The following is a 20,287-nucleotide window of genomic DNA, read 5'->3' on the forward strand; positions in this document are numbered from 1 at the left end:
TGCATAAAATAGATTATCTTCTACATTGCATTGTAAATTTCACATCATCTAAAATTGGCTTAAATGGCATAGCATATTTTATATGATATGTTTTAATATGATTCCAATCTTTTACTTGAAGACCATACCAACTTGTTAATTCTAACATGGCTTCTGCTACAAGTTCATCATCATCTAAATCGTGCTCTTTTATAATATTTACAGCAATTAAATGCTTACCTTTTGGTGCATAGCTTTCATGAAGTGTAGTTGGCACAAATACATGATTAACCAGACCTTCGTTATTTGCATTAACCATCAAAATTGGTTTTGATGCTGGTGCTCTATCAGACTCAAAATACAAAGTACTTACATGTGTGCTTTCTGTACTTATTTGTACATTTGGGAATATATTTTTTGCGTCAATGGCATTAGTTGCAATAATAACTGCTTTTGCTTTCAGTATATTTCCATTTGTAAACTCAACACCATCTTTTGTAATTCTTTTTACTTTAGATTTTAAACAAATAGATGCTGGTTGTAGTTGTTTGGCAATGGTTTCTGCAATGCTTCCAATGCCATTTTCTGGTAGCGCTACATGGTCATTAAATAATGATTTTAGATATAGCAATGATAGCTTTGAAGATGATTGTAAATTCCTGTCAAAAATAGTTGAAGACACAACAGGACGAATAATGGAATCTATTGTTTGATTAGTAAATCCAATATTCTTAAAATATTGGTATGTAGATATATCTTTTTGTTTGGTAATAGTAGAGTAAGAGAATGTTTTTAGTTTCATATTAAAACCAAATAACTTCAGCTTATCTTTCATTGATGTATTGTTTGCAAAAAGCGTAGAGAACAAATCATTTGCCTTAAACAATGGATTTGAGTATAGTAAAAAATCGTTTTGGTATCTGAACAAATATCCTGGGTAAATGTTTTTTAAACCCAAAGTATTTATATTGATAATCTTTGATAATTCTGTTGTTGAATGATGGTAAAAATGCGTGCCTCTATCCAACACAAAACCATTAACAATATCTGTTTTTGCTCTTCCACCAATTCTACTAGATACATCAAACAGTTTTGCAGACAAGCCACATTTTTGCAAATAGTATGTTGCAGAAAGTCCGGTAAAACCTCCACCAATTACAATGACATCTATTGGGTTATGCATCTCTGCAAATCTAAAGAATATTCATATTAAACGAATCAATGGAAAGTTATGAATTTATTATCAGAACATTACACCAAAATAATATTATAAATATTTTAACATATTAGAAAAACAGTTCATCATTATAAGTTAAATATCACAGCATTTGGTCCTATGCCTACACGCAAAGAATCCATTAATTTTCCTGAAGCATCAAATCTAAATACAAAGCCATTTGAAGAGAAATTTGGTGCGTAAGTTGCGTATACTTGTCCATTGTAAGGATGTGCATTTATACCATAAAATTTTCTTCCACTTGTAAAAATTGTTGGTGATAATGTAGATGCATTGATTGGCAAACTATACACAGTTTCATCTATGTTATAATAAATTGTTTGTCCATTATTTCCAATAGTAAGATTGCCTGTATAGCTTTCAGAGCCAGTTGCAATAATTCTAAAAGACTTATCAATTGTATTATTTGTTGTATTGATTTTTACTAATCTAGCTGGTGTAAGTTTATCAATATTTGGCCAATTTGAGTAGTTTGATTGTCCATTGCACAATACCCAAATATTTCCATTTGCATCTTTCACCATTTTAGTTGGAATATCGCCAATTGTTATTTTTTGCACTTCAGTTTCTGTTGTTAAGTTGATGATAGATATTGTGCTATCAACACCATAACCACCACTATTTGCAACATATAAATAGTTATTATGAATTTGCATTTGCTCTGGGCCATTTCCTACATTGATTGTTTTAACAATTGATTTTGTAGTAGGATTGATAACTAAAACTGTGCCTTCTCCACTTCCATTAGAAACATATACTCTTGATGTATCTACAGCTACTGAATATCTTGGATAGGTAATGTTTGTGGCATCAATAATAGTACCTATGTTTCTAAAACTTCTTGCGTCTACAATCTCTATTTTTCTTGAATTGTTTAATACGCAAATACCTTTAGTACCTACAATATAATAGGATTGAAATACATCACCTAGTGCAACACCACCATTGATTGTTCCATAGATATTATTAAAAAGTTCTCCTTCTCTACTAATAAAACTTGCTGTAGCATTTGGCGTTCCAAAGTTTCCTTCGTTCACAACAATTGCAGAGCCACTTTCTAAATATGTGCCATCATATTTTGTAGTTGTTTCTTCTTTTTGACAAGACATTATTTGAAATATTACCAATACTGCAATGAATAATTTTTGAATGTTTTTTCTCATGTTTAAAAAATTTATTTTGAATAATTAATTTGAAATGTGATTTTATAGTTTCGCATTGGCTGTGCGTAGCTAATTATGCTTTCGTATGCTGTGTTTATTAGGTTGTTGATTTGGAAAATAAATTGTGTTTGTAATTTTTTAAAGTCTAATTTATAAGCAATTATACAATCAATTATGTGATAGGCAGGCAATTGAAAGCTTTTAGAATTTTCATCATCTGTAAATCTTTTTCCATTGTAACTATAGTTCAATCCAATTGAAAAATATCTCTCTTCTAAAGACAAATTTGCTTTTAATTGATGCATAGGTTTGTATCGCATAATTTTGCCAATAGTATATTCTGTTACATCTTTTAATATAGTTGATTTATTAAATGCATATTGAATTGTAGAATTTAGTTTTAGTTTTTGTGCAATTCTAATGTTTTGTTGCACACTCGACTCAAAGCCTACATGTTGTGTATTTTTTATATTTTTTGGTTGCCAAAATATGCCTGTAAATGGTATCCATGCTATATTGTCTTTTATTCTTGTATAGTAAGAAGCATTATTCCAAATAATTTGATATTTACTGTTTTTAGAAATTTTGTTTAAAGAAATATTCATTTCTATGGTGTAGCCTTTTTCTGGAAGCAAATCAGGATTTCCCCCAACTGGCCAATATTTATCATTAAAATCTGGTAATCTAAATTTGTCTGCGTAGTTTAGATTTAATTGCAATACATTGTTCTTTGAAGTATATGTAATATTTACACCAAACAATGGTCTTATATATTGTTTTCCATATATTTCTTGTCTTACTGTAGCATTTAATGATAGTTGTTTATAGAAATACTTAAATCCAAAAAAAAATGAAGTTCTATGTTCTTGTTGGATTTTTGAATATTCACTCACTTTAGCTCTAAAAAAATTATAATCTAACCCAGCATCAATCGTAATATCTTTTTCAAAATAATATCTATAATTCAAGCTGTTTGTAATGTTGCTTAGTTTGTATGATGTATTGATTTGCTGCGTTTCATCTTTATAGTTTTGCTTATCGTATATTGCTGACAATCTATTATATAAACTACTTTTTTTAAATACTTTTTTGTACAATACATAATTTTTCGCTGTAAAATCTTTTTGATATTTATCGCTTTGTAAACTTCCACCCATTGATGCTGGAATTTCTTTATCTTTTTTTTGTATCCAGCTACCAAAATGAATTTGCTGTTGTTTTGCTAATTTTATATACAAATAATTTTGTGTTATCCAATTTTGAAATGCATTGTGTTCTATTGTTCTGATTGGTTTTGATAGTAGATACACATCTTTGAAAGTAAAATTATTTTCTGCTTTTTGAAAAGCATTATTTGTCTGAAATTGTATTTTATGATTTCCAACTTCTATTTCTTGTGTAATGTGATGTTGTTGAAAACTACCAAATGAGTAACGTGTACTTGTAGAGATTTTATTATTCCAATTTGGTTCATTAGCAATAAGTATACTTCCGCCAAAGGTTCCGCTTCCATAAATTGAACTTGCACCATTTGTAACAACAGAAATTTTATTTGTAGCTTGTATTGGTATTAGTGATACATCTGTACTACCTAATGTTGATGAACGTATATTTATTCCATTCCAAAAAATTGCTGTTTGGTCGTCTGCTGTGCCACGCATAGAAATTGTATTGCTTGCACCGAGCCCATAATTATTTACATAGATATTCGTGCTATTTTGCAATAGTTCAGACAAATTATTATTACCATAGATTGATTTACTAAAACTATCTAATAGATAAGTATTTTGTCTTGGCAATTGATAAAACTGTTCTCTTATTGCATAGATTTCTACGTTATTTATAGATACTGTATCTGCAAACATTGGTGCAAAAAACATTTGTATTAATACAAACGCAATAAGATATGTATATTTATTACACTTCATACCAAATAAATACTTCCTCAGCGTATTGTTTAAGTTGTTTTATTTTGGCAGGTCTTCTGACTTACACTTTTACTGAACCTTCCCGTTTTCACAGTGGTTGTAGCACTCAGTACTTTATAAATTATTATTTACAAAGTGTGTTTACAGCAGCTGGGACTGTACAAGACTTTCACTTGTTTCCCTTTTAATTCATTAAAAACCAAACCTTGAGCAACTATAAAAAAATGCACCAACAAAGTGGTGCATTTTAAAATTTTTATTATTTAATCTACTTATTTTTTTAGTAAATCTCTAATTTCGCCTAATAATACTTCTTCATTACTTGGTGCAGCTGGTTCTGCTGGTGCAGCAGCTTCTTCTTTTTTCATTTTATTTACTGCCTTAATTACTAAGAACATTACAAATGCAACAACAATAAATGTAATGATTTGTGTGATAAATGCACCATATTTTATAGAAACTTCATCGACAGCAGCTATAGTACCATCAGCTGATGCTGCTACAGCATCTTTCAGTACAATTTTCATGTCATTAAAATCTACGCCTCCAGTAAGCATACCTACTGCTGGCATAACCATACCATCTATAAATGATGAAACAACTTTTCCGAATGCTCCACCCATTACAAAAGCAACAGCCATATCTATTAAGTTGCCTTTTATTGCAAATTCTTTGAATTCTTTAATCATACTCATATAATAAATTATTTATTTGTGCAATATTACAAAAAAATCTAAACATTCATCAACATTTTCTGTTAGATGAAAATCTTCTATTGTAATATCAGAAACTAACTTTGTGTTGTCATTATTCAATTTATTTCTATTCATTCTATTCAAAATATCATATGGTATTTGATATAGTTTAAGTGGTAATCTATGTTCTAAATTGAAAATATCAAACTTTTTAAACTTCTGAACTGATAATTTATTCTTTTCGTGATAAGTATAGAATTTTGAAGAACCATTGATTCCTTTTATCGTATAATTTGTGAATACACTTGAGATAAGTTGATTAAACTCTTGTGGTGTATATTCTCTAATATGCCACGGATTTCTAGTCAGCGTATTATTTATATTTGGTGTTGATACTAATGCTACGCCACCTGGTTTTAAAATTCTATATATTTCTTTTAAGTATTCTACATCATTTTGAATATGCTCAATTACCTGAAAAGAAACTATACTGTCAAATGTATTATCTTCAATTCCTTTAATTGGTGGAATTGTGATATTGATAAATTTTGCATTTGGGTATTTCTTTTTAATAATTTCTTGTACAGATTGCGTTTTATCGATTGCAGTATAAGATGTTATGTGTTCTTTTAAAACATCAATACCTCTTCCTTCTCCACAGCCAATTTCTAACATATTACCAGAAATAAATTGTTTGGCTTCTATGTAAGCTCTATATTGTCTGAGATGCACAGGACCGTCTGCTGCTAAATTTGTTGATGTTACTTCTGATGAGAATACTGACATTATGTTGTAATGATATTAATTAAATATTTGTTGTGGTGCAACTTGACCTTGACTAACAGTAGAACTTTGAACAATTAATGGGAAATTTTTATTCAATTCTGCCATAAATTGATCGTCTTTGTAATTGATTGCTATATACTCTAATCTTTTTACTAGGTCTTCAGCTGTTTTCTTTTCTTCTGCATATTTCTGAGCACCTGTTGAGTTAGAATTATAAAATTTCATGCAATCAGCCATATCTTTCAACAATAGTTTCTTTATATCATTAGCTTTGTCTTTAGCACCAGCTCTATAATATAAATCTATCCATTGTACAGAGAGTACATTAAAGAATCTGCTTTTAGGTGAATAATATGGTGCGTTTACATATTGAAACTCTTTTTTTGCTTTGTCTAATATTTTGATTGCCTCATCATTTCTGTTATTTCTAATTAAATCATCAGCCATTGACAAATGTACACTTTTAAGTGTATTCATAATTCTTGCAGAGTTTTCATCAACAAACATCTCACGTTCTCCAAGTCCACCATATTTAAACTTGTTTACAATTTCTACGTTTTTATCAGAATTCATAGCAACATAACCTCTTTGGTTTTCTTCAAATCTTACTGGCAATATTCTATTTACTAATCCTTCTTGAATCATGTATTTATCTAAACCTTGATAGTATGAACTTTCTACAGTATTTGCAAAGCATATTGGTCTGCTCCAATCTTCGCCAGCCAACAAAGCTAAAACAGCTAAATCATAGATAATTACTCTATCTTTTCCTAAATCCCAAACCATTTCATCTACAATTCTATCTTGATATTTTGCTGGCACTACATTATTTTTAAGAACTGCAGCTTTATCTACTTTTAATTTGAATTTGGTTGTAGGAAAATAACTTACTACTTCTCCTTGTTGTGTTTGTGCTTTATATTTTGGGTCATCACTTAAAACGAATGTAAGTATTTTATCTAAGTCATAATATGTATTCGCATCAGCCATTCCAGATTGAGCATTGTAACTTAATACTTGTCTATTGCTTCCTCTATATTTATCAGGCGTAAAGTCTTTAAAGAATGGAATAGCACCTGCTTTATTTGCTGGCTTGTGTAATCCATCAATATACCAATCTACACCTAATAGACTTAAATTTAATATTCTTACATCTGTTCTAATACCTTCAACTTCTTGTGCATACCAAAGTGGATAGGTATCATTATCGCCTTGGGTAAATAGAATTGCATTTGGTGGGCAACTTTCTAAATAGTTTATAGCAAAATCTCTTGCCATAAATCTATCATGTCTATTGTGGTCATCCCAACCTTGTTTAGCCATCATATATGGCACACCTAAGAATAGAATACTTACAGCCAAACTTACTGGCAATGCAATACTCTTCATTTTTTCTCTTACAAGTTCAGATATTGCAATTACTGCAAAACCTATCCAAATACAGAATGTATAGAACGAACCTACTAATGCATAATCTCTTTCTCTTGGCTCACGTGGTGGCGAGTTTTGATAAACAATCAATAGCATTCCTGTTGTTAAGAATAATAAGGTAACAACTAAAGTGTAGTTTGTATTTCTTTTTAACATATAAAACAAGCCTATTAAACCTAATATAAGTGGAATTAGGTAAAATTTATTTCTTGCTTTTTCATGCTCAATTTGATATGGTAAATCTTTTTGAGAACCCAATCTTGCATCATCAATAACACTTACACCAGACAGCCAATTACCGCTTGTTAAATTGGTACCTGCCATACCTTGGTAATCATCTTGTCTACCAGCAAAATTCCACATAAAATATCTCCAGTACATGTGTCCTAATTGATATTTAAAGAAATAGCTCAAGTTATCAGAGAATGTTGGTGTACCTTGAAAATCCGTCCAGTATTGGAACAACTGACCAGCATTTGCACCATCATTGGTTGGTCCCATTCTTGGGAAAAACTGCATATCTTCAGGCTTATATTTATATGATCTTTTAATGTCTTTTACTTCGTATTTTTTTGTTTTTTCATTTGGAAAATATACCTTGCCTTTATCTTCAATATCGTAAGGTTGTGCTGTAAACATTGGCCCTTTTACTAATGGTCTATCACCATATTGCTCTCTATTTAAATATGATATTAATGAGAATGCATCTTTTGGTGCGTTCATATTTATTGGTGGATTTGCAGCTGCACGAATTGGCACCATAATGTATGAAGAGAAACCTATAAAAATTACTAATGCACAAATTATGGTTAATTGCAAATCTGCATGTTTAATTTTATTAGCATATCTCATTGCTAAAATTGTTAATACAGTCAATAAGATTACTGCAAATATAAGTCCTGAGTTGAATGGTAATCTAAGTGTATTTACAAAGAACATCTCAAATATACTTGCTATTTTAGGTATAACTTGTACTACTCCTACTTGTACTAACCCTAAGATGACAAAACCAACAAAGAAAGCAACAAAGAATCCTAAGATAGTTGGATTATATCTTCTAAAATAATATACTAATGCAGCAGCAGGAATAACTAATAATGATAATAAGTGAACACCAATTGATAAACCTATCATAAAACAAGCGAAAACTAACCATCTATTTGCATGTGGTTCATCTGCTTGCTCATCCCATTTCATTACTGCCCAAAAAGTAATAGAAATAAAGAACATTGATGTTGCGTACACCTAGCCTTCTACAGCAGAAAACCACATTGTATCCATAAATGAACAAGCAAGGCTACCAACTAAACCAGCTCCCATAATTGATATAACTCTATCAATTGTTAAGTCTTCTTCTTTTGGTGCGATTATTCTCTTAGAAATAATTGTAATTATCCAAAATAAGAACATTACACAACCTGCAGACATAAATGCGGACATAAAATTGAGCATAAATGCAACTTGTGATTGGTCTTTTGCAAATAAGCTAAAAAATCTACCTATTAACATAAATAAAGGTGCACCTGGTGGGTGAGCTACCTGCAACTTATAAGCACAAGATATAAACTCACCACAATCCCATAAACTACCAGCAGATTCTGCTGTACTTCCATATTGCCATAAAGAAATTAAAAAAACTATAATGCCTAATCCTAAATTAATTAGTTTGTATTGCTTCATCTATGAATATTTTTGCCAAAAATAAAAAAAATATATCAATGTATATAGGAATTAAGCAAAATTAAGTATCGACATTGATTATAATTCCAATTCTAAGTTCATTTTTGCGTTTTTTAATTCATTTAATGCATGAAACTGTTGTCGCTCTGTAGCTATTGTAATTCCAACTTCATAAATATTTAATGCTTTTTTAATCTCTCCTGTTTTTTCAAAATTTTTAGCTAAATGATAATATGCACCAACATAATATTTATCTACAATCAATAGATTTTCAAGCATTTGTATTGATTTATAAATTTCTCCTTTTGTTTCATATTCCTTAGCTAAAGCATATAATGCAAATTTATCATTAGGATTTTCTCTAATTATGTTTTCTAATTCTTGGATTCTATTTGAATGCATGCATTGAATTTATAAAAAATGAATTATTTTAGTGGATATTTTTATAACAATATTTTTAAATAAAAAAACAAAAGTATGAAATTTTTAGTATGTATAAGTTTGGTTCCAGACACTACTACCAAAATTTCGTTTGTTGATAATGACACTAAATTCAACAACGATAAGGTACAATGGATTCTGAATCCTTACGATGAATGGTACGCTTTGGTGCGTGCTTTAGAATTAAAAGAAGCAAATGGTGGCAGTGTTACCGTTGTAAATGTTGGAAGTGCAGAAAATGATGCAGTAATCAGAAAAGCATTGGCTATTGGTGCTGATGATGCAATCAGAATTGATGCGACAGGTGACTTAGACTCTTTTGCTATTGCATCTGAGATTGCAGCAGTTGCAAAATCTGGCGCTTATGATGTAATCTTATTAGGTAAAGAAACGATTAGCTACAATGGTTCTAACATAGGTGGTATGTTAGCAGAATTGATAGATGAGCCTTATGTATCTTATGCATCAAAATTAGATATGAGTGGAAATACTGCAACTATAGAAAGAGAAATTGAAGGTGGCAAAGAAGTGTTGTCAGTAGATACTCCATTTGTAGTTTCTTGTGCAAAAGGTATGGCAGAAGCTAGAATTCCAAATATGAAAGGAATTATGGCAGCAAAAACTAAACCATTAAATGTTGTGGCTCCACAAGGTGCTGGCTCATTAACAAGTGTGGTAAAATATGAGTTACCTCCAGCAAAATCAGCTTGTAAAATGATTGCTGCAGATAATGTAGAAGAATTGGTACAATTATTACATAACGAAGCAAAAATGATATAAGATATGGCAGTTTTATTTTTAGTAGAAATTGCAGCTGGCAAAGTAAAAAAAGCGAGCTACGAAATAGCAAGTTATGCAGCAAAAGTTGCAGAGCAAACTGGTACAGAAGCTGTTGGTTTGGCTTTGGGTACAGCAGACAATGCTGAATTAGCAGATTTAGGAATTTATGGTGCTAAGAAAGTACTACATGCAAATAATTCAGCGTTTGATAATTTTGATGCTGGTGTATTTGCAAAAGCAATAGTTGATGCAGCTGAGAAAGTTGGAGCAAAAACAATTTGTATTTCTCAAACATTAACAGGAAAAGCAGTAGCTCCAAGATTAGCAGTAAGATTTAATGCTGGTATTGTTAGTGGTGCAGTTAGCTTACCAGATGGTGATGGTGTAATTAAAAAAGCAGCATTTTCTGGAAAAGCATTTGCCTATACAAAAATCAATTCAGAGAATAAAGTAATATCTGTTGTTCCAAACTCTGTTGGTGCAAACAAAGGCAGTGGTGCTGCAACAGTTGAAGCTATTGACTTAGTTCCAGCAAGTTCAAGAATCACTGTAAAAGAAGTAGTAAGACAACAAGGAGATGTTGCACCACTTCCTGAAGCAGAATTAGTAGTAAGTGCTGGTCGTGGTATGAAAGGACCAGAAAACTGGGGAATTATTGAAGATTTAGCAAATGTTTTAGGTGCAACTACAGCATGTTCTCGTCCAGTTGCTGATGTACATTGGAGACCTCATCATGAGCATGTAGGACAAACTGGTGTTGCTATTCGTCCTAATTTATATATTGCTATTGGTATTTCTGGAGCAATACAACATTTAGCTGGTGTGAACCAAAGTAAATGTATTGTTGTTATCAACAAAGATCCAGAAGCTCCTTTCTTTAAAGCTGCTGACTATGGTATAGTTGGTGATTTATTTGAAGTTGTTCCAAAATTAACTGAGGCAATTAAAGCATTTAAAGCTAGCCAAGGATAGAAGAAAAGAGATTAGAGTCAAGATTAATACAAAAAATAGCCACCAAAATTGGTGGCTATTTTTATTGTCATTAGATTAATTACAAAATTATTGTTTTACCATTTTAAAAGATACCATTTCAATACCGTAAGTAACTTTTACAAAATATAAACCTTTTGGAAAATTTTCTGTTTGTACTCGACTTACTCCTGAAAATTGGTTAATTAACTTACCATTTATATCATAAATACTAATATTAACGTTATCAATTAATAAATTATCAGTATTAAAATGTAAATTGATAGAATTGTCAAATGGATTTGGGTACACATTAACATCAGTCATTAATTGATTTTGATTAATATTTGTAGATATAGAAGTATAAGTAACTGCTTCAAATACAGTTTTTGATGGCTCTATATTTCCAACATAATCTATTGCAATAACATAAAATTTATAACTTTTATTCAATTCTCCTGTGAATATAGCAACAGTATCTGTTGTTCTAACAATCCAAGGAACATAAGCAGAATCATCTTTTGATATATAAACGGTATAATATTGAATTCCTGATGGATTATCTATACCTGCCCAACTAACTGAAAATGTAGTAGCTGAGTTAGTTGGTAAAGATTTAGCTGAACTAATTGGTGGTGTAAAATCATAAATATTTTTCCATTCGTTTGTAATAATGACAGGATTTTCATCAAAATAGATATATGCTTTATTTATTATGCTATCTCCATCTTGTATATTTTCAATTGGTTCAACTATAAAAGATACGCTTCCATCACCTTGAGGTGCTGTAATATTTGGTGGTAAAAAACCTGCAATTGGATCTTCTGTGATTTGATTAGTAGCTGGATCTATAGATTGGAATTCCCATCTAACAATACCATTTAATGTATCTAATGCTCCAAGCACTCTGAGTTTTAGATTAATTCTTGGTCTTAAATCTGCTATATAAACAAAACTTTTATCTTTTCCTTCCAAGTCATAATTTTGATTTGCTACAGAAAATGAAGTAAACTTGAAAGTAGCCAAGTTTAATTTGTCCTTATCTAATGTATCAATAATAATAACCGTTTGAGCTGCCAAAGAAGCTGTTGGAGAATTTTCAAATAATACTTTATATAATAATGGTTGTGATTCGTTTAGATAGGGTTTTGCTGAACTACCAACACCTACTTTTTCATTAGGATCGTATGAATTACCTGCAAATACAGAAATCTTAATTTCTTTTTCTGGTTCTAAAGGAGCTTTGCAATCACCACTCTTTACTATGCAATCTTTCCAGTCTTTGCCAATTTCATAAAAATCATTTGCATGATTGATGATATCCAAAGTAGTTTCTAAAGTTTTTGCAATCGCTAAAGGTGGAAATGATACACCCGGTATAGATTTTGAACATGATATAGTAGTTTTTACTGTACCAACTACAGCGTTTACAGCTAATAATAAAGCATTTTTAATATTTGCTTCTTTAACAACTCTAGCCATTCCACTTGAAATATCAGAGAAGGTATTATATGCATTAGAAGCACATTCATTAATTTCATTTCTAATTGTACCTAAAACATAGTCTGCAACTTTATCAGTTGATGCTGAAACAGCTTGAGCATGACATTCTCTAGGTTTTATGCATTCTCCTGCTACTCTTGTATTTAACAATGCAGTAGATTCTAATAAAGGACTAAATATTTTTGTTCCTATTTCAAATGTTTGAGTGCTTGGTATTTTAATCTTAAAATCAAATGTACCTGTACTTCCTGCACGAACATAGGGTATGAATAATGGCAGATAGTATGTGTTATTTGTACTATCAAATACCATTGAAGACAAGGTATCTACATAAGTATAGTTAGTATCAGTTGTATAATCGCTAATTTTTATGGAATCAAATAGGAGCGTAATGACGGCATCTTTAGGAATATTATAAATTGTTAAAGGTATCATTACAGCATCTACATTGCCTTTATTTCCATAAGTAACAGTATATGTATTTTCTCTACCTGTTCTTATAGTTGTTCTTCCAGCAATGCTTACCCACATTTCTGGTGCTATTCCATTTACTACCTCAAATCCGTTAGTAATAGTAAATGCTGGAATACCTGGTATTGTAACTACTACATCGTATTTACCCAACGCTTTGCCTTTTAAATCTAAGGTTGTACTCAGTATATTACTATTAATTAAAATTGTTGTATCACCTACTATATCTGGCGAACCATTTTTTTTGAGTACTATTGTAGTATTAGGCAATAAATTATACCCAAATATTTCTAAAGTAATAGCACCAATATTACCGCCTTGTTTTGGAGATATTCTAGATATTGCACTTGTTGTTAAAGGAAAAGTACACAAAGTATCTACTACTGTTATAAAAAAAGGGTCGATACTATCTAAATATTGATACCAATCGCCCACTTCTTCTTTATCAGTACAAATATATTCTAAATATTTAGTTGGTATTCTTAAATAATTCGGAGCAGGCATTGAATTTGCTACACCATTTTTTAAATACAAAGTTTGGAGTGGGTTTGAATCTACAAAAAATAGATTAAAATTTTCTAGTGAACTACCCAAATTCAACGTAGTAAGTTGATTGTTAGAGCATGCAAATTGATACAACTTAACCACATTACTTAAATCTAATGTAGTAAGTTTATTGTTAGAGCAATCTAAAGCTAATAAAGAATCCACATTACTTAAATCCAACGTAGTAAGTGAATTTCCATTACAATTTAAAAATTGTAAATTAGGCACATTACTTAAATCCAACGTAGTAAGTTGGTTGTTTGAGCAATCTAAAGATATTACATTAGGCACATTACTTAAATCCAACGTAGTAAGTGAATTTCCATTACAATTTAAAAATTGTAAATTAGGCACATTACTTAAATCTATTGTTGTAAGTTGATTGTTTGGGAAATCTAAAAAATCTATATTTGAGAAATCTAAAAATTCTAAATTATGCACATTACTTAAATCCAACGTAGTAAGTTGGTTGTCCATACAATATAATTGTTGTAATTTAGGCACATTACTTAAATCTAGTGTAGTAAGTGGGTTGAGCGAACAATTTAATACTTGTAAATTAGGCACATTACTTAAATCTAATGTAGTAAGTTGGTTGTCCACACAAAGTAATTCTTGTAAATTTACAAATGAATTAATACCAACTAATGAGTTAATATCCGAAATGCTCACATCTAACTCAAAAACCCTATACGCTTCACTTTGCTGTATTTCTCTATCTCCATTCAAATCAATTTTAATACTTCTATGTAAAGAATCATAAGCAATAATATTGCTAATATTAGCTTGCAATAGCTTATTTTTAAAATTAGCATCGGGAAAACTAATAATGGAATCTTGTGCTTTAGTATATTGTACTAGTGCTACCAAAATAAACAAAAGTAAAAATCTAAAAAAAATAGGAATAGTTTTATTTTTCATTTGCAATAATTTATAAAACAAATTTAAATATTTAAATCTAAAAAAAAAACAATTTTTAACAGATTTTTTATAATAAATATAAAAATTTTAGCTCAATGTATAAATCAAATTTTTATATTCTTCATTGATTTGAAGAAAATGTTTTTTGCATAAATGCAATGGTGTTTTTAGTATTTTATCATGATGAATGCCTATCATTATATTGTATTCGCCATTAATTAAACTTTCTATAGCAGCCATGCCCATTCTAGATGCCATTATTCTGTCATCTGCAATAGGATTTCCACCACGCAACAAATGTCCGAGCACTAAAGTTTTTATATCATAAGTTGGGTGTAGTGCTTTAAATTTTTTTGCTACTTCTACTGCTCCTCCAGACTCATCTCCTTCTGCAACAATAATGATATAAGATTCTTTGTCTTTTCCTTTTAGCATTCTTTCAGACAAGTCACTTAAATTAGTTTGTGTTTCTGGTATAAAAATATCTTCGGCTCCAGTGGCAATTCCAGTTGCTAAGGCTATTGTGCCAACATCTCTGCCCATCACTTCTATAAAAAATATTCTTTTAAAAGCATTGGCAGTATCTCTAATTTTATCTACACATTCTACTGCTGTTTGCACTGCTGTTTTGTAGCCTATGGTAAAATCTGTTCCAAATAAATCATTATCTATTGTGCCAGGCAAACCAACAAATGGAATATTGAATTCTTTTGTAAATTGAGTTGCACCTGCAAATGTGCCATCGCCACCAATAGCTATGACAGCATCTATTTTGTGTTTTAATAAATTTTGATAAGCTTTTGCTCTGCCTTCTTCTGTTAAAAATTCTTGACTTCGAGCAGATTTTAAAATAGTTCCACCACGATGTATAATATTTCCTACACTTTTTTTATTTAGTTGAATAAACTCATCATCAATCATTCCTTGATAGCCATTATAAATTCCATATACATTCAACTGTTCTTGTAATGCTGCACGTGTAATTGCTCTGATGGCAGCGTTCATACCTGGTGCATCGCCTCCTGAAGTAAAAATAGCTATGTTTTTCATCTTATAAATTATTTGCTATTCTATTTAATATTTTATCTATTAATAATTCTACAGTTTCTTCGTGCTGATTTGAAAATTGACCTAAAACTCTATTTGCTAAAATAGCATTGAATGAAATACAATGATGTCCTAACATTTTTCCTAATCCGTAAATTGCAGAAGTTTCCATTTCAAAGTTGGTAATTTTTCTATTGTTTGCAAATACCTTTGAGCTCAAATCATCAATAAAATTTGGTTGTTTCGGCGATAGCCTTAATTTTCTCCCTTGTGGTGCGTAGAATCCTGATGCTGTTAGTGTGATACCATTTAATATATCATCAGCTAATGCATCTATAAGTTTTGTACTTGCTTTTGCTGTGTAGCACTGTACTTTTGCTGTGTCTTGTACTGCATCATTTAGTTGTAAATCATCGTCGTTTGTATATTCGTAGAAATGTAATAATCCATCCAAACCTATTGCATATTCGCTAACTAGGAATGAATCTATTGGAATATCTGCCTGCAATGCACCACTTGTGCCAATTCTTATAATATTTAATGCTGTATGTTCGTTTTTGATTGTTCTAGTTTTCAAATCTATATTCACTAATGCGTCTAACTCATTTAGAACTATATCTATATTATCAGTTCCAATTCCTGTTGCAATTACAGAAATTTTTTTGCTTTTATATATTCCAGTTTGTGTAACAAATTCTCTGTTTTTTTTACTAATCAATATTTCATCAAAATGTTTTGTAATTTTTGGAACACGTTCTGGATCGCCAACAAAAATTATAGTTTCAGAGATATCTGTTGGCAATAAACATAGATGATATACACTACCATCAGAATTTAAAATTAGTTCGCTGTTTGCAATTGTACTCATATGAAAATTTAATAAATATAAATATAAGCATAAATTCTTAATACTACATTAGATTAAGAATTGTGTTTGCATTTTTTAGATTATTAAATTCAACTTCAAGCATTTTTCTTTGTTCTATTTCATCTTCAGAAAAAGATTTACGCATATATGTTTTCAATTGTTCATTGAAATTATTTTCATTAACACCAACTAGAAATGTGCTGAACTCTGAATGATTTTTAAATTCTTCGTTGGCAAAACAAAATCTACCTACGAATAAACAATGTAATAGTTTTAGCTTAACGCCTGTGTTGATTGAAGAAAATACCAAGTTAATTTGTGCGTTTTGTATTAAATGAAACAATTGAATGTTTGTTGGATTTTCAATCAATTGAATATTATTTATAGTGCAATATTCTTTTAGCTTTTGTGTTGGCTCTTTTCCAGCAAATATTATATCAAATTCTTCGGAATATTTATAATTATTAATAAAAAAATTATAATTATCTTCTATACTTAAATTTCCATGTAATAAAATATATCTTCCATTTCCTTGTTGCGTTTCTATTGAAGAAAATTGATGAAATGCTGGAACAAAATGTATGTTTTTATCAGAAAATTTAGTTGTATAATGTTGCTTATCTGAAATGGAAATTGGCAATAGATATGTGGCTGATTTAAGTTTGTCTTCGTACTTTTTTAGTTTTGTATATTCTGAATAATAAAATATTTTTTTAGATATTGAATTAGAATTTTCATATAAATCATAATAATACAAATGCTCTACATTGTGTAAGCGTACAATTTTTATTCTATCTTTTAATGATGCATGGTTTAAAAATGCTGTGGTATGTATGCCTTCAAATAGAATTGGAAATTTATCGTTTGAAAGATTTTGTAGTAAGTTTTTGTTTGCTCTAGATTTTACGATGAATGGTTGTGTGGCAAAAAATGATTGCATGTTATTTTTTCTTTCGTAATAATATATCTTATGACAAAATTCATTTAATCCATCATTCTCTTTAAATTTATTATATACAAAACAATGCAATATAACTTTAACACCTAACTGATGTAATGCTTTGATTTTATAAAATTCTTCTACTGCGCCACCATAGTTTGCTGGATATGGCACATCAAAACAAATTATATGTACATACTGAACTGAAATAAATTAGATTTTCATTTTATTTCTCTTAATCAAATACTCCATCAAAATTGGATAATAGCCTTGATTGATATCTACTTCTATTAAATCAATTTTGTATTGCATACATTTGGTTTTTATATACAAGTTTCTTTCTTTATTTTTTTCTATATAATAATCTTTTATTTGATTTGGCTGAAGTTTTATTTCTTCTCCTGTTTCAATATCTACAAATTGATATGGTCTATTTTCAAAATTAAAATCTAATTCCAAATTTCTATCAATAGTATGAAACAAAACAATCTCATGTCTATTATGTTTTAGATGCTGAATTGCCAGAAATAATTCTTCATCATTTTTATCAAACATATCTGAAAATATAAACACCAATGAACGTTTTGGAATTGCATCTGCCACTACGTGTATAGATTTTGCAGCAGCTGTGTGTTGTTTTTCAGATTTTTTGGTTACTAACTTATACAATTCATACATCAACATTTGATGGTGTTGCGCATTGGTTTTGCATGGTGTATGTAAGTTTAGTTCATTTGTAAACACAGATAAACCTACTGCATCTCTTTGTTTTTTTAGTAAATACATCAGTGCTGCACTTGCCATTACAGCAAACTCAATTTTATTAATTTGCTGTTCTGTACGTTCTGTAGGAAAATACATAGACGAAGATGCATCTATGATAATTTGGCAACGTAGATTGGTTTCTTCTTCGTATTTTTTGGTGTATAATTTATCAGTACGTGCAAATACTTTCCAATCTACTTCTTTGATAGAATCACCAGCGTTGTATAATCTATGTTCTGCAAACTCTACAGAAAATCCATGATATGGACTTTTGTGTAAGCCAATAATAAATCCTTCTACAATTTGTTTCGCAAGAATATCAAGCTTGTCAAACTTAAGTACTTCTTCGTGTGTAAGATTTATCATGATACTAATATAAGCATTATAAACTTATGATAGTATGCTTATTGTCTTTTATAAGTTGACTTATATGTTTCGTAATTGTTTGATGGAGATGTGTATAATTCTTTTCCAAAGAATGTGATTAATGGTTCAAATTCCTCCACTTTCACATAACCTTTCAATGGATAAACTAACTCATATTTTGATGTAAGCACCACACATGTTGGATAAGACATTTGTCCTTGCATAAAATATGCTGCTAGCTCATGGTAGCCATTTCTTCCGCCTGCAACCCATTTCCATGTTTTATTCATAAAGTTAATGTCTGGTTTTTGTTCAGCATTGAATTTTACACAATAAAAATTCTCACTCATATATTTGGCAACAAATGGATCTTGAAATGTTTTTGAATCTAAAACTTTACACCAACCACACCAATCTGTATAAAAATCTATAAAAAACTGCCCTGGGTTTGTTTGATTCAGTTTTACTGCTTCTTCAAATGTTAGCCATTTTATTGTTCCATTTTCTTGCAATGGTGTTTTCTGTGTAGAAACTTTAGTTGTATTTGTTTTAGTCGTTTCTGTTGTGTTGGGAGTTGTTGTCTTTTTGGTTGTTGTGTTGGAATTGACCAAACTCTTTTTATAAATACTAAACAGAGAATCATATTCGCTGTGTTTTATTAAGTCATATTGTTTTTTGAATCCAATAGGATTAATACTAAAGTTATAATCAGAAGATAAAGAGCCTTGATGTATTAAAAGATTACACTTAATTGGTTTTGATTGTCCAATTAATATATCAACAAATTCTAAGATTTCATCATTAGATGATAAAACAAATGAATTATTTAAAAGATTCACATCAAACTCTTTAATATTATTATCATATTTAATTTTTAACTTTAGAGATTTATTATTAATATTTGTTGTTGATTGATCACTACCATATTCATGTAGATAAAACTTTACATTTGGTATAATTAATTGTTCATTTATAAAGTAAATTATTACTTTTGTATGTAGTTTACTATATTTAGTTACAGAATTACTAAATAATCCATTATAATCAGTTTGAGATATGTACTTTTCATTAGTTTTATCCTTAAAATCATCAACAAAATAATTTAGTTTCCATTGGGAGAAAGAATTGAAAAATAAAATTAGTAAAAAAAGAAATAAAGTTGTTTTTTTCATGAATATAATTTATATAATTATTTTATTAATTAATTATTTGATTGAAATGTAAGAAAGTCCATTTTTTGATAACTTCCAGAAGTAAAATATTTTACTAACTGATTTATAGTCTCAGTATCTTTAAATCCAGGAAATGCTTGTAATTTGTTTCCTTTTGCATCTAAAACAACTAATGTAGGATACCCTAATCTGCCACTTGATGTACCAATTTGTAAAGCAAATTCATTTGTTTTTCTGTTTCCATTTTGTACTAAGCCATAAGTTTTTCCATTAAAATCGAATGGTGCTTCTGCCTCGGCATTTAATTTTACCAAAACGAAATTACTTTTCAAATTATTTAATGTTGTTGGGTCAGTAAATGTAGATTGATCCATTTTTTTACACCATCCACACCAATCTGTGTATATATCAACAAAAATAAATTGATGACTATCGTCAACTTTACTTATTGCTTTATCTATTGTTGTCCATGCTTCGTCGGAAGGATTGTTTTGTGCACTAATATTTGGTGCAAAACCAAATAATGCAATTAACATAACATGTACAAATTTTAACTTTTTCATCGTAGATTTGTTTTTTTACTAACTGTTATACAAATT

Annotated in this window: 17 protein-coding genes and 1 riboswitch; of the genes, 2 read left to right on the top strand and 15 right to left on the bottom strand. The window is 29.8% G+C overall.

Features of this window, described 5'->3' with window-relative positions; translation table 11 throughout:
• Positions 1-13: 13 nt before the first annotated feature.
• From IPK18_01520 to IPK18_01555, 8 genes are all read right to left on the bottom strand, one after another.
• Complete coding sequence (locus IPK18_01520) at positions 14-1,162, bottom strand: FAD-dependent oxidoreductase (protein QQR98244.1); 1,149 nt, start codon at positions 1,160-1,162, stop codon at positions 14-16.
• 122 nt (positions 1,163-1,284) lie between these two features.
• Positions 1,285-2,379, bottom strand: a complete 1,095-nt coding sequence (locus tag IPK18_01525; protein QQR98245.1) for a hypothetical protein — start codon at positions 2,377-2,379, stop codon at positions 1,285-1,287.
• Between the two features lie 11 nt (positions 2,380-2,390).
• The gene (locus tag IPK18_01530; GenBank protein ID QQR98246.1) at positions 2,391-4,244 is read right to left on the bottom strand and encodes a TonB-dependent receptor plug domain-containing protein; all 1,854 of its coding nucleotides are present in this window, start codon (positions 4,242-4,244) and stop codon (positions 2,391-2,393) included.
• Between the two features lie 91 nt (positions 4,245-4,335).
• A riboswitch (cobalamin riboswitch) is annotated at positions 4,336-4,526 on the bottom strand.
• 53 nt (positions 4,527-4,579) lie between these two features.
• Positions 4,580-4,996, bottom strand: coding sequence for a large-conductance mechanosensitive channel protein MscL (gene mscL, locus IPK18_01535; GenBank protein ID QQR99276.1), 417 nt, complete (start codon positions 4,994-4,996; stop codon positions 4,580-4,582).
• 18 nt (positions 4,997-5,014) lie between these two features.
• Positions 5,015-5,788 (bottom strand): class I SAM-dependent methyltransferase, encoded by a 774-nt coding sequence (locus IPK18_01540; GenBank protein QQR98247.1) that lies wholly within the window; start codon positions 5,786-5,788, stop codon positions 5,015-5,017.
• A 15-nt stretch (positions 5,789-5,803) separates the two neighbouring features.
• Entirely contained in the window at positions 5,804-8,449 is a 2,646-nt protein-coding gene (locus IPK18_01545) for a DUF2723 domain-containing protein (protein ID QQR98248.1), read from the bottom strand.
• A gap of 15 nt (positions 8,450-8,464) precedes the next feature.
• Positions 8,465-8,899, bottom strand: coding sequence for a DUF2723 domain-containing protein (locus IPK18_01550; GenBank protein ID QQR98249.1), 435 nt, complete (start codon positions 8,897-8,899; stop codon positions 8,465-8,467).
• 78 nt (positions 8,900-8,977) lie between these two features.
• The gene (locus IPK18_01555) at positions 8,978-9,301 is read right to left on the bottom strand and encodes a hypothetical protein (GenBank protein QQR98250.1); all 324 of its coding nucleotides are present in this window, start codon (positions 9,299-9,301) and stop codon (positions 8,978-8,980) included.
• Between the two features lie 75 nt (positions 9,302-9,376).
• Between IPK18_01555 and IPK18_01560 the strand changes: the two genes are divergently transcribed.
• A complete protein-coding gene (locus tag IPK18_01560; GenBank protein ID QQR98251.1) occupies positions 9,377-10,120 on the top strand; it encodes an electron transfer flavoprotein subunit beta/FixA family protein in 744 nt (247 codons plus the stop codon).
• 3 nt (positions 10,121-10,123) lie between these two features.
• Positions 10,124-11,092 (top strand): electron transfer flavoprotein subunit alpha/FixB family protein, encoded by a 969-nt coding sequence (locus IPK18_01565; protein QQR98252.1) that lies wholly within the window; start codon positions 10,124-10,126, stop codon positions 11,090-11,092.
• Positions 11,093-11,179: 87 nt separating this feature from the next.
• Here the strand turns inward: IPK18_01565 and IPK18_01570 are convergent, their stop codons facing one another.
• The 7 genes from IPK18_01570 to IPK18_01600 all read right to left on the bottom strand — a co-directional run bounded on the left by IPK18_01570 (position 11,180) and on the right by IPK18_01600 (position 20,251).
• On the bottom strand, positions 11,180-14,530 hold the full coding sequence (locus IPK18_01570) for a T9SS type A sorting domain-containing protein (protein ID QQR98253.1): 3,351 nt from the start codon (positions 14,528-14,530) through the stop codon (positions 11,180-11,182).
• 87 nt (positions 14,531-14,617) lie between these two features.
• Positions 14,618-15,589 (bottom strand): 6-phosphofructokinase, encoded by a 972-nt coding sequence (gene pfkA, locus IPK18_01575; GenBank protein QQR99277.1) that lies wholly within the window; start codon positions 15,587-15,589, stop codon positions 14,618-14,620.
• A complete protein-coding gene (locus IPK18_01580) occupies positions 15,582-16,445 on the bottom strand; it encodes a nucleoside phosphorylase (GenBank protein ID QQR98254.1) in 864 nt (287 codons plus the stop codon). Before IPK18_01580 ends, pfkA begins: the two co-directional genes overlap by 8 nt.
• A 43-nt stretch (positions 16,446-16,488) precedes the next feature.
• Positions 16,489-17,559 carry a hypothetical protein gene (locus IPK18_01585; protein QQR98255.1) on the bottom strand — a complete coding sequence of 357 codons (1,071 nt, stop codon included), beginning with the start codon at positions 17,557-17,559 and terminating at the stop codon, positions 16,489-16,491.
• A 39-nt stretch (positions 17,560-17,598) separates the two neighbouring features.
• Positions 17,599-18,516, bottom strand: a complete 918-nt coding sequence (locus IPK18_01590; GenBank protein QQR98256.1) for a DUF58 domain-containing protein — start codon at positions 18,514-18,516, stop codon at positions 17,599-17,601.
• Positions 18,517-18,554: 38 nt separating this feature from the next.
• On the bottom strand, positions 18,555-19,688 hold the full coding sequence (locus tag IPK18_01595; protein ID QQR98257.1) for a DUF255 domain-containing protein: 1,134 nt from the start codon (positions 19,686-19,688) through the stop codon (positions 18,555-18,557).
• 29 nt (positions 19,689-19,717) lie between these two features.
• Positions 19,718-20,251, bottom strand: coding sequence for a thioredoxin family protein (locus IPK18_01600; protein ID QQR98258.1), 534 nt, complete (start codon positions 20,249-20,251; stop codon positions 19,718-19,720).
• Positions 20,252-20,287: the final 36 nt, after the last annotated feature.

It is taken from the genome of Sphingobacteriales bacterium (assembly GCA_016699615.1).
In the GTDB taxonomy this organism is placed as follows: domain Bacteria; phylum Bacteroidota; class Bacteroidia; order Chitinophagales; family JADIYW01; genus JADJSS01.

What these genes read in the sequence shown, in the direction of transcription:
- IPK18_01520 (QQR98244.1), bottom strand. Translation starts at nt 1,162, where the DNA reads ATGCATAACCCAATAGATGTCATTGTAATTGGTGGAGGTTTTACCGGA.
- IPK18_01525 (QQR98245.1), bottom strand. Translation starts at nt 2,379, where the DNA reads ATGAGAAAAAACATTCAAAAATTATTCATTGCAGTATTGGTAATATTT.
- IPK18_01530 (QQR98246.1), bottom strand. Translation starts at nt 4,244, where the DNA reads ATGTTTGCAGATACAGTATCTATAAATAACGTAGAAATCTATGCAATA.
- mscL (QQR99276.1), bottom strand. Translation starts at nt 4,996, where the DNA reads ATGATTAAAGAATTCAAAGAATTTGCAATAAAAGGCAACTTAATAGAT.
- IPK18_01540 (QQR98247.1), bottom strand. Translation starts at nt 5,788, where the DNA reads ATGTCAGTATTCTCATCAGAAGTAACATCAACAAATTTAGCAGCAGAC.
- IPK18_01545 (QQR98248.1), bottom strand. Translation starts at nt 8,449, where the DNA reads ATGTTCTTTATTTCTATTACTTTTTGGGCAGTAATGAAATGGGATGAG.
- IPK18_01550 (QQR98249.1), bottom strand. Translation starts at nt 8,899, where the DNA reads ATGAAGCAATACAAACTAATTAATTTAGGATTAGGCATTATAGTTTTT.
- IPK18_01555 (QQR98250.1), bottom strand. Translation starts at nt 9,301, where the DNA reads ATGCATTCAAATAGAATCCAAGAATTAGAAAACATAATTAGAGAAAAT.
- IPK18_01560 (QQR98251.1), top strand. Translation starts at nt 9,377, where the DNA reads ATGAAATTTTTAGTATGTATAAGTTTGGTTCCAGACACTACTACCAAA.
- IPK18_01565 (QQR98252.1), top strand. Translation starts at nt 10,124, where the DNA reads ATGGCAGTTTTATTTTTAGTAGAAATTGCAGCTGGCAAAGTAAAAAAA.
- IPK18_01570 (QQR98253.1), bottom strand. Translation starts at nt 14,530, where the DNA reads ATGAAAAATAAAACTATTCCTATTTTTTTTAGATTTTTACTTTTGTTT.
- IPK18_01580 (QQR98254.1), bottom strand. Translation starts at nt 16,445, where the DNA reads ATGAGTACAATTGCAAACAGCGAACTAATTTTAAATTCTGATGGTAGT.
- IPK18_01590 (QQR98256.1), bottom strand. Translation starts at nt 18,516, where the DNA reads ATGATAAATCTTACACACGAAGAAGTACTTAAGTTTGACAAGCTTGAT.
- IPK18_01595 (QQR98257.1), bottom strand. Translation starts at nt 19,688, where the DNA reads ATGAAAAAAACAACTTTATTTCTTTTTTTACTAATTTTATTTTTCAAT.
- IPK18_01600 (QQR98258.1), bottom strand. Translation starts at nt 20,251, where the DNA reads ATGAAAAAGTTAAAATTTGTACATGTTATGTTAATTGCATTATTTGGT.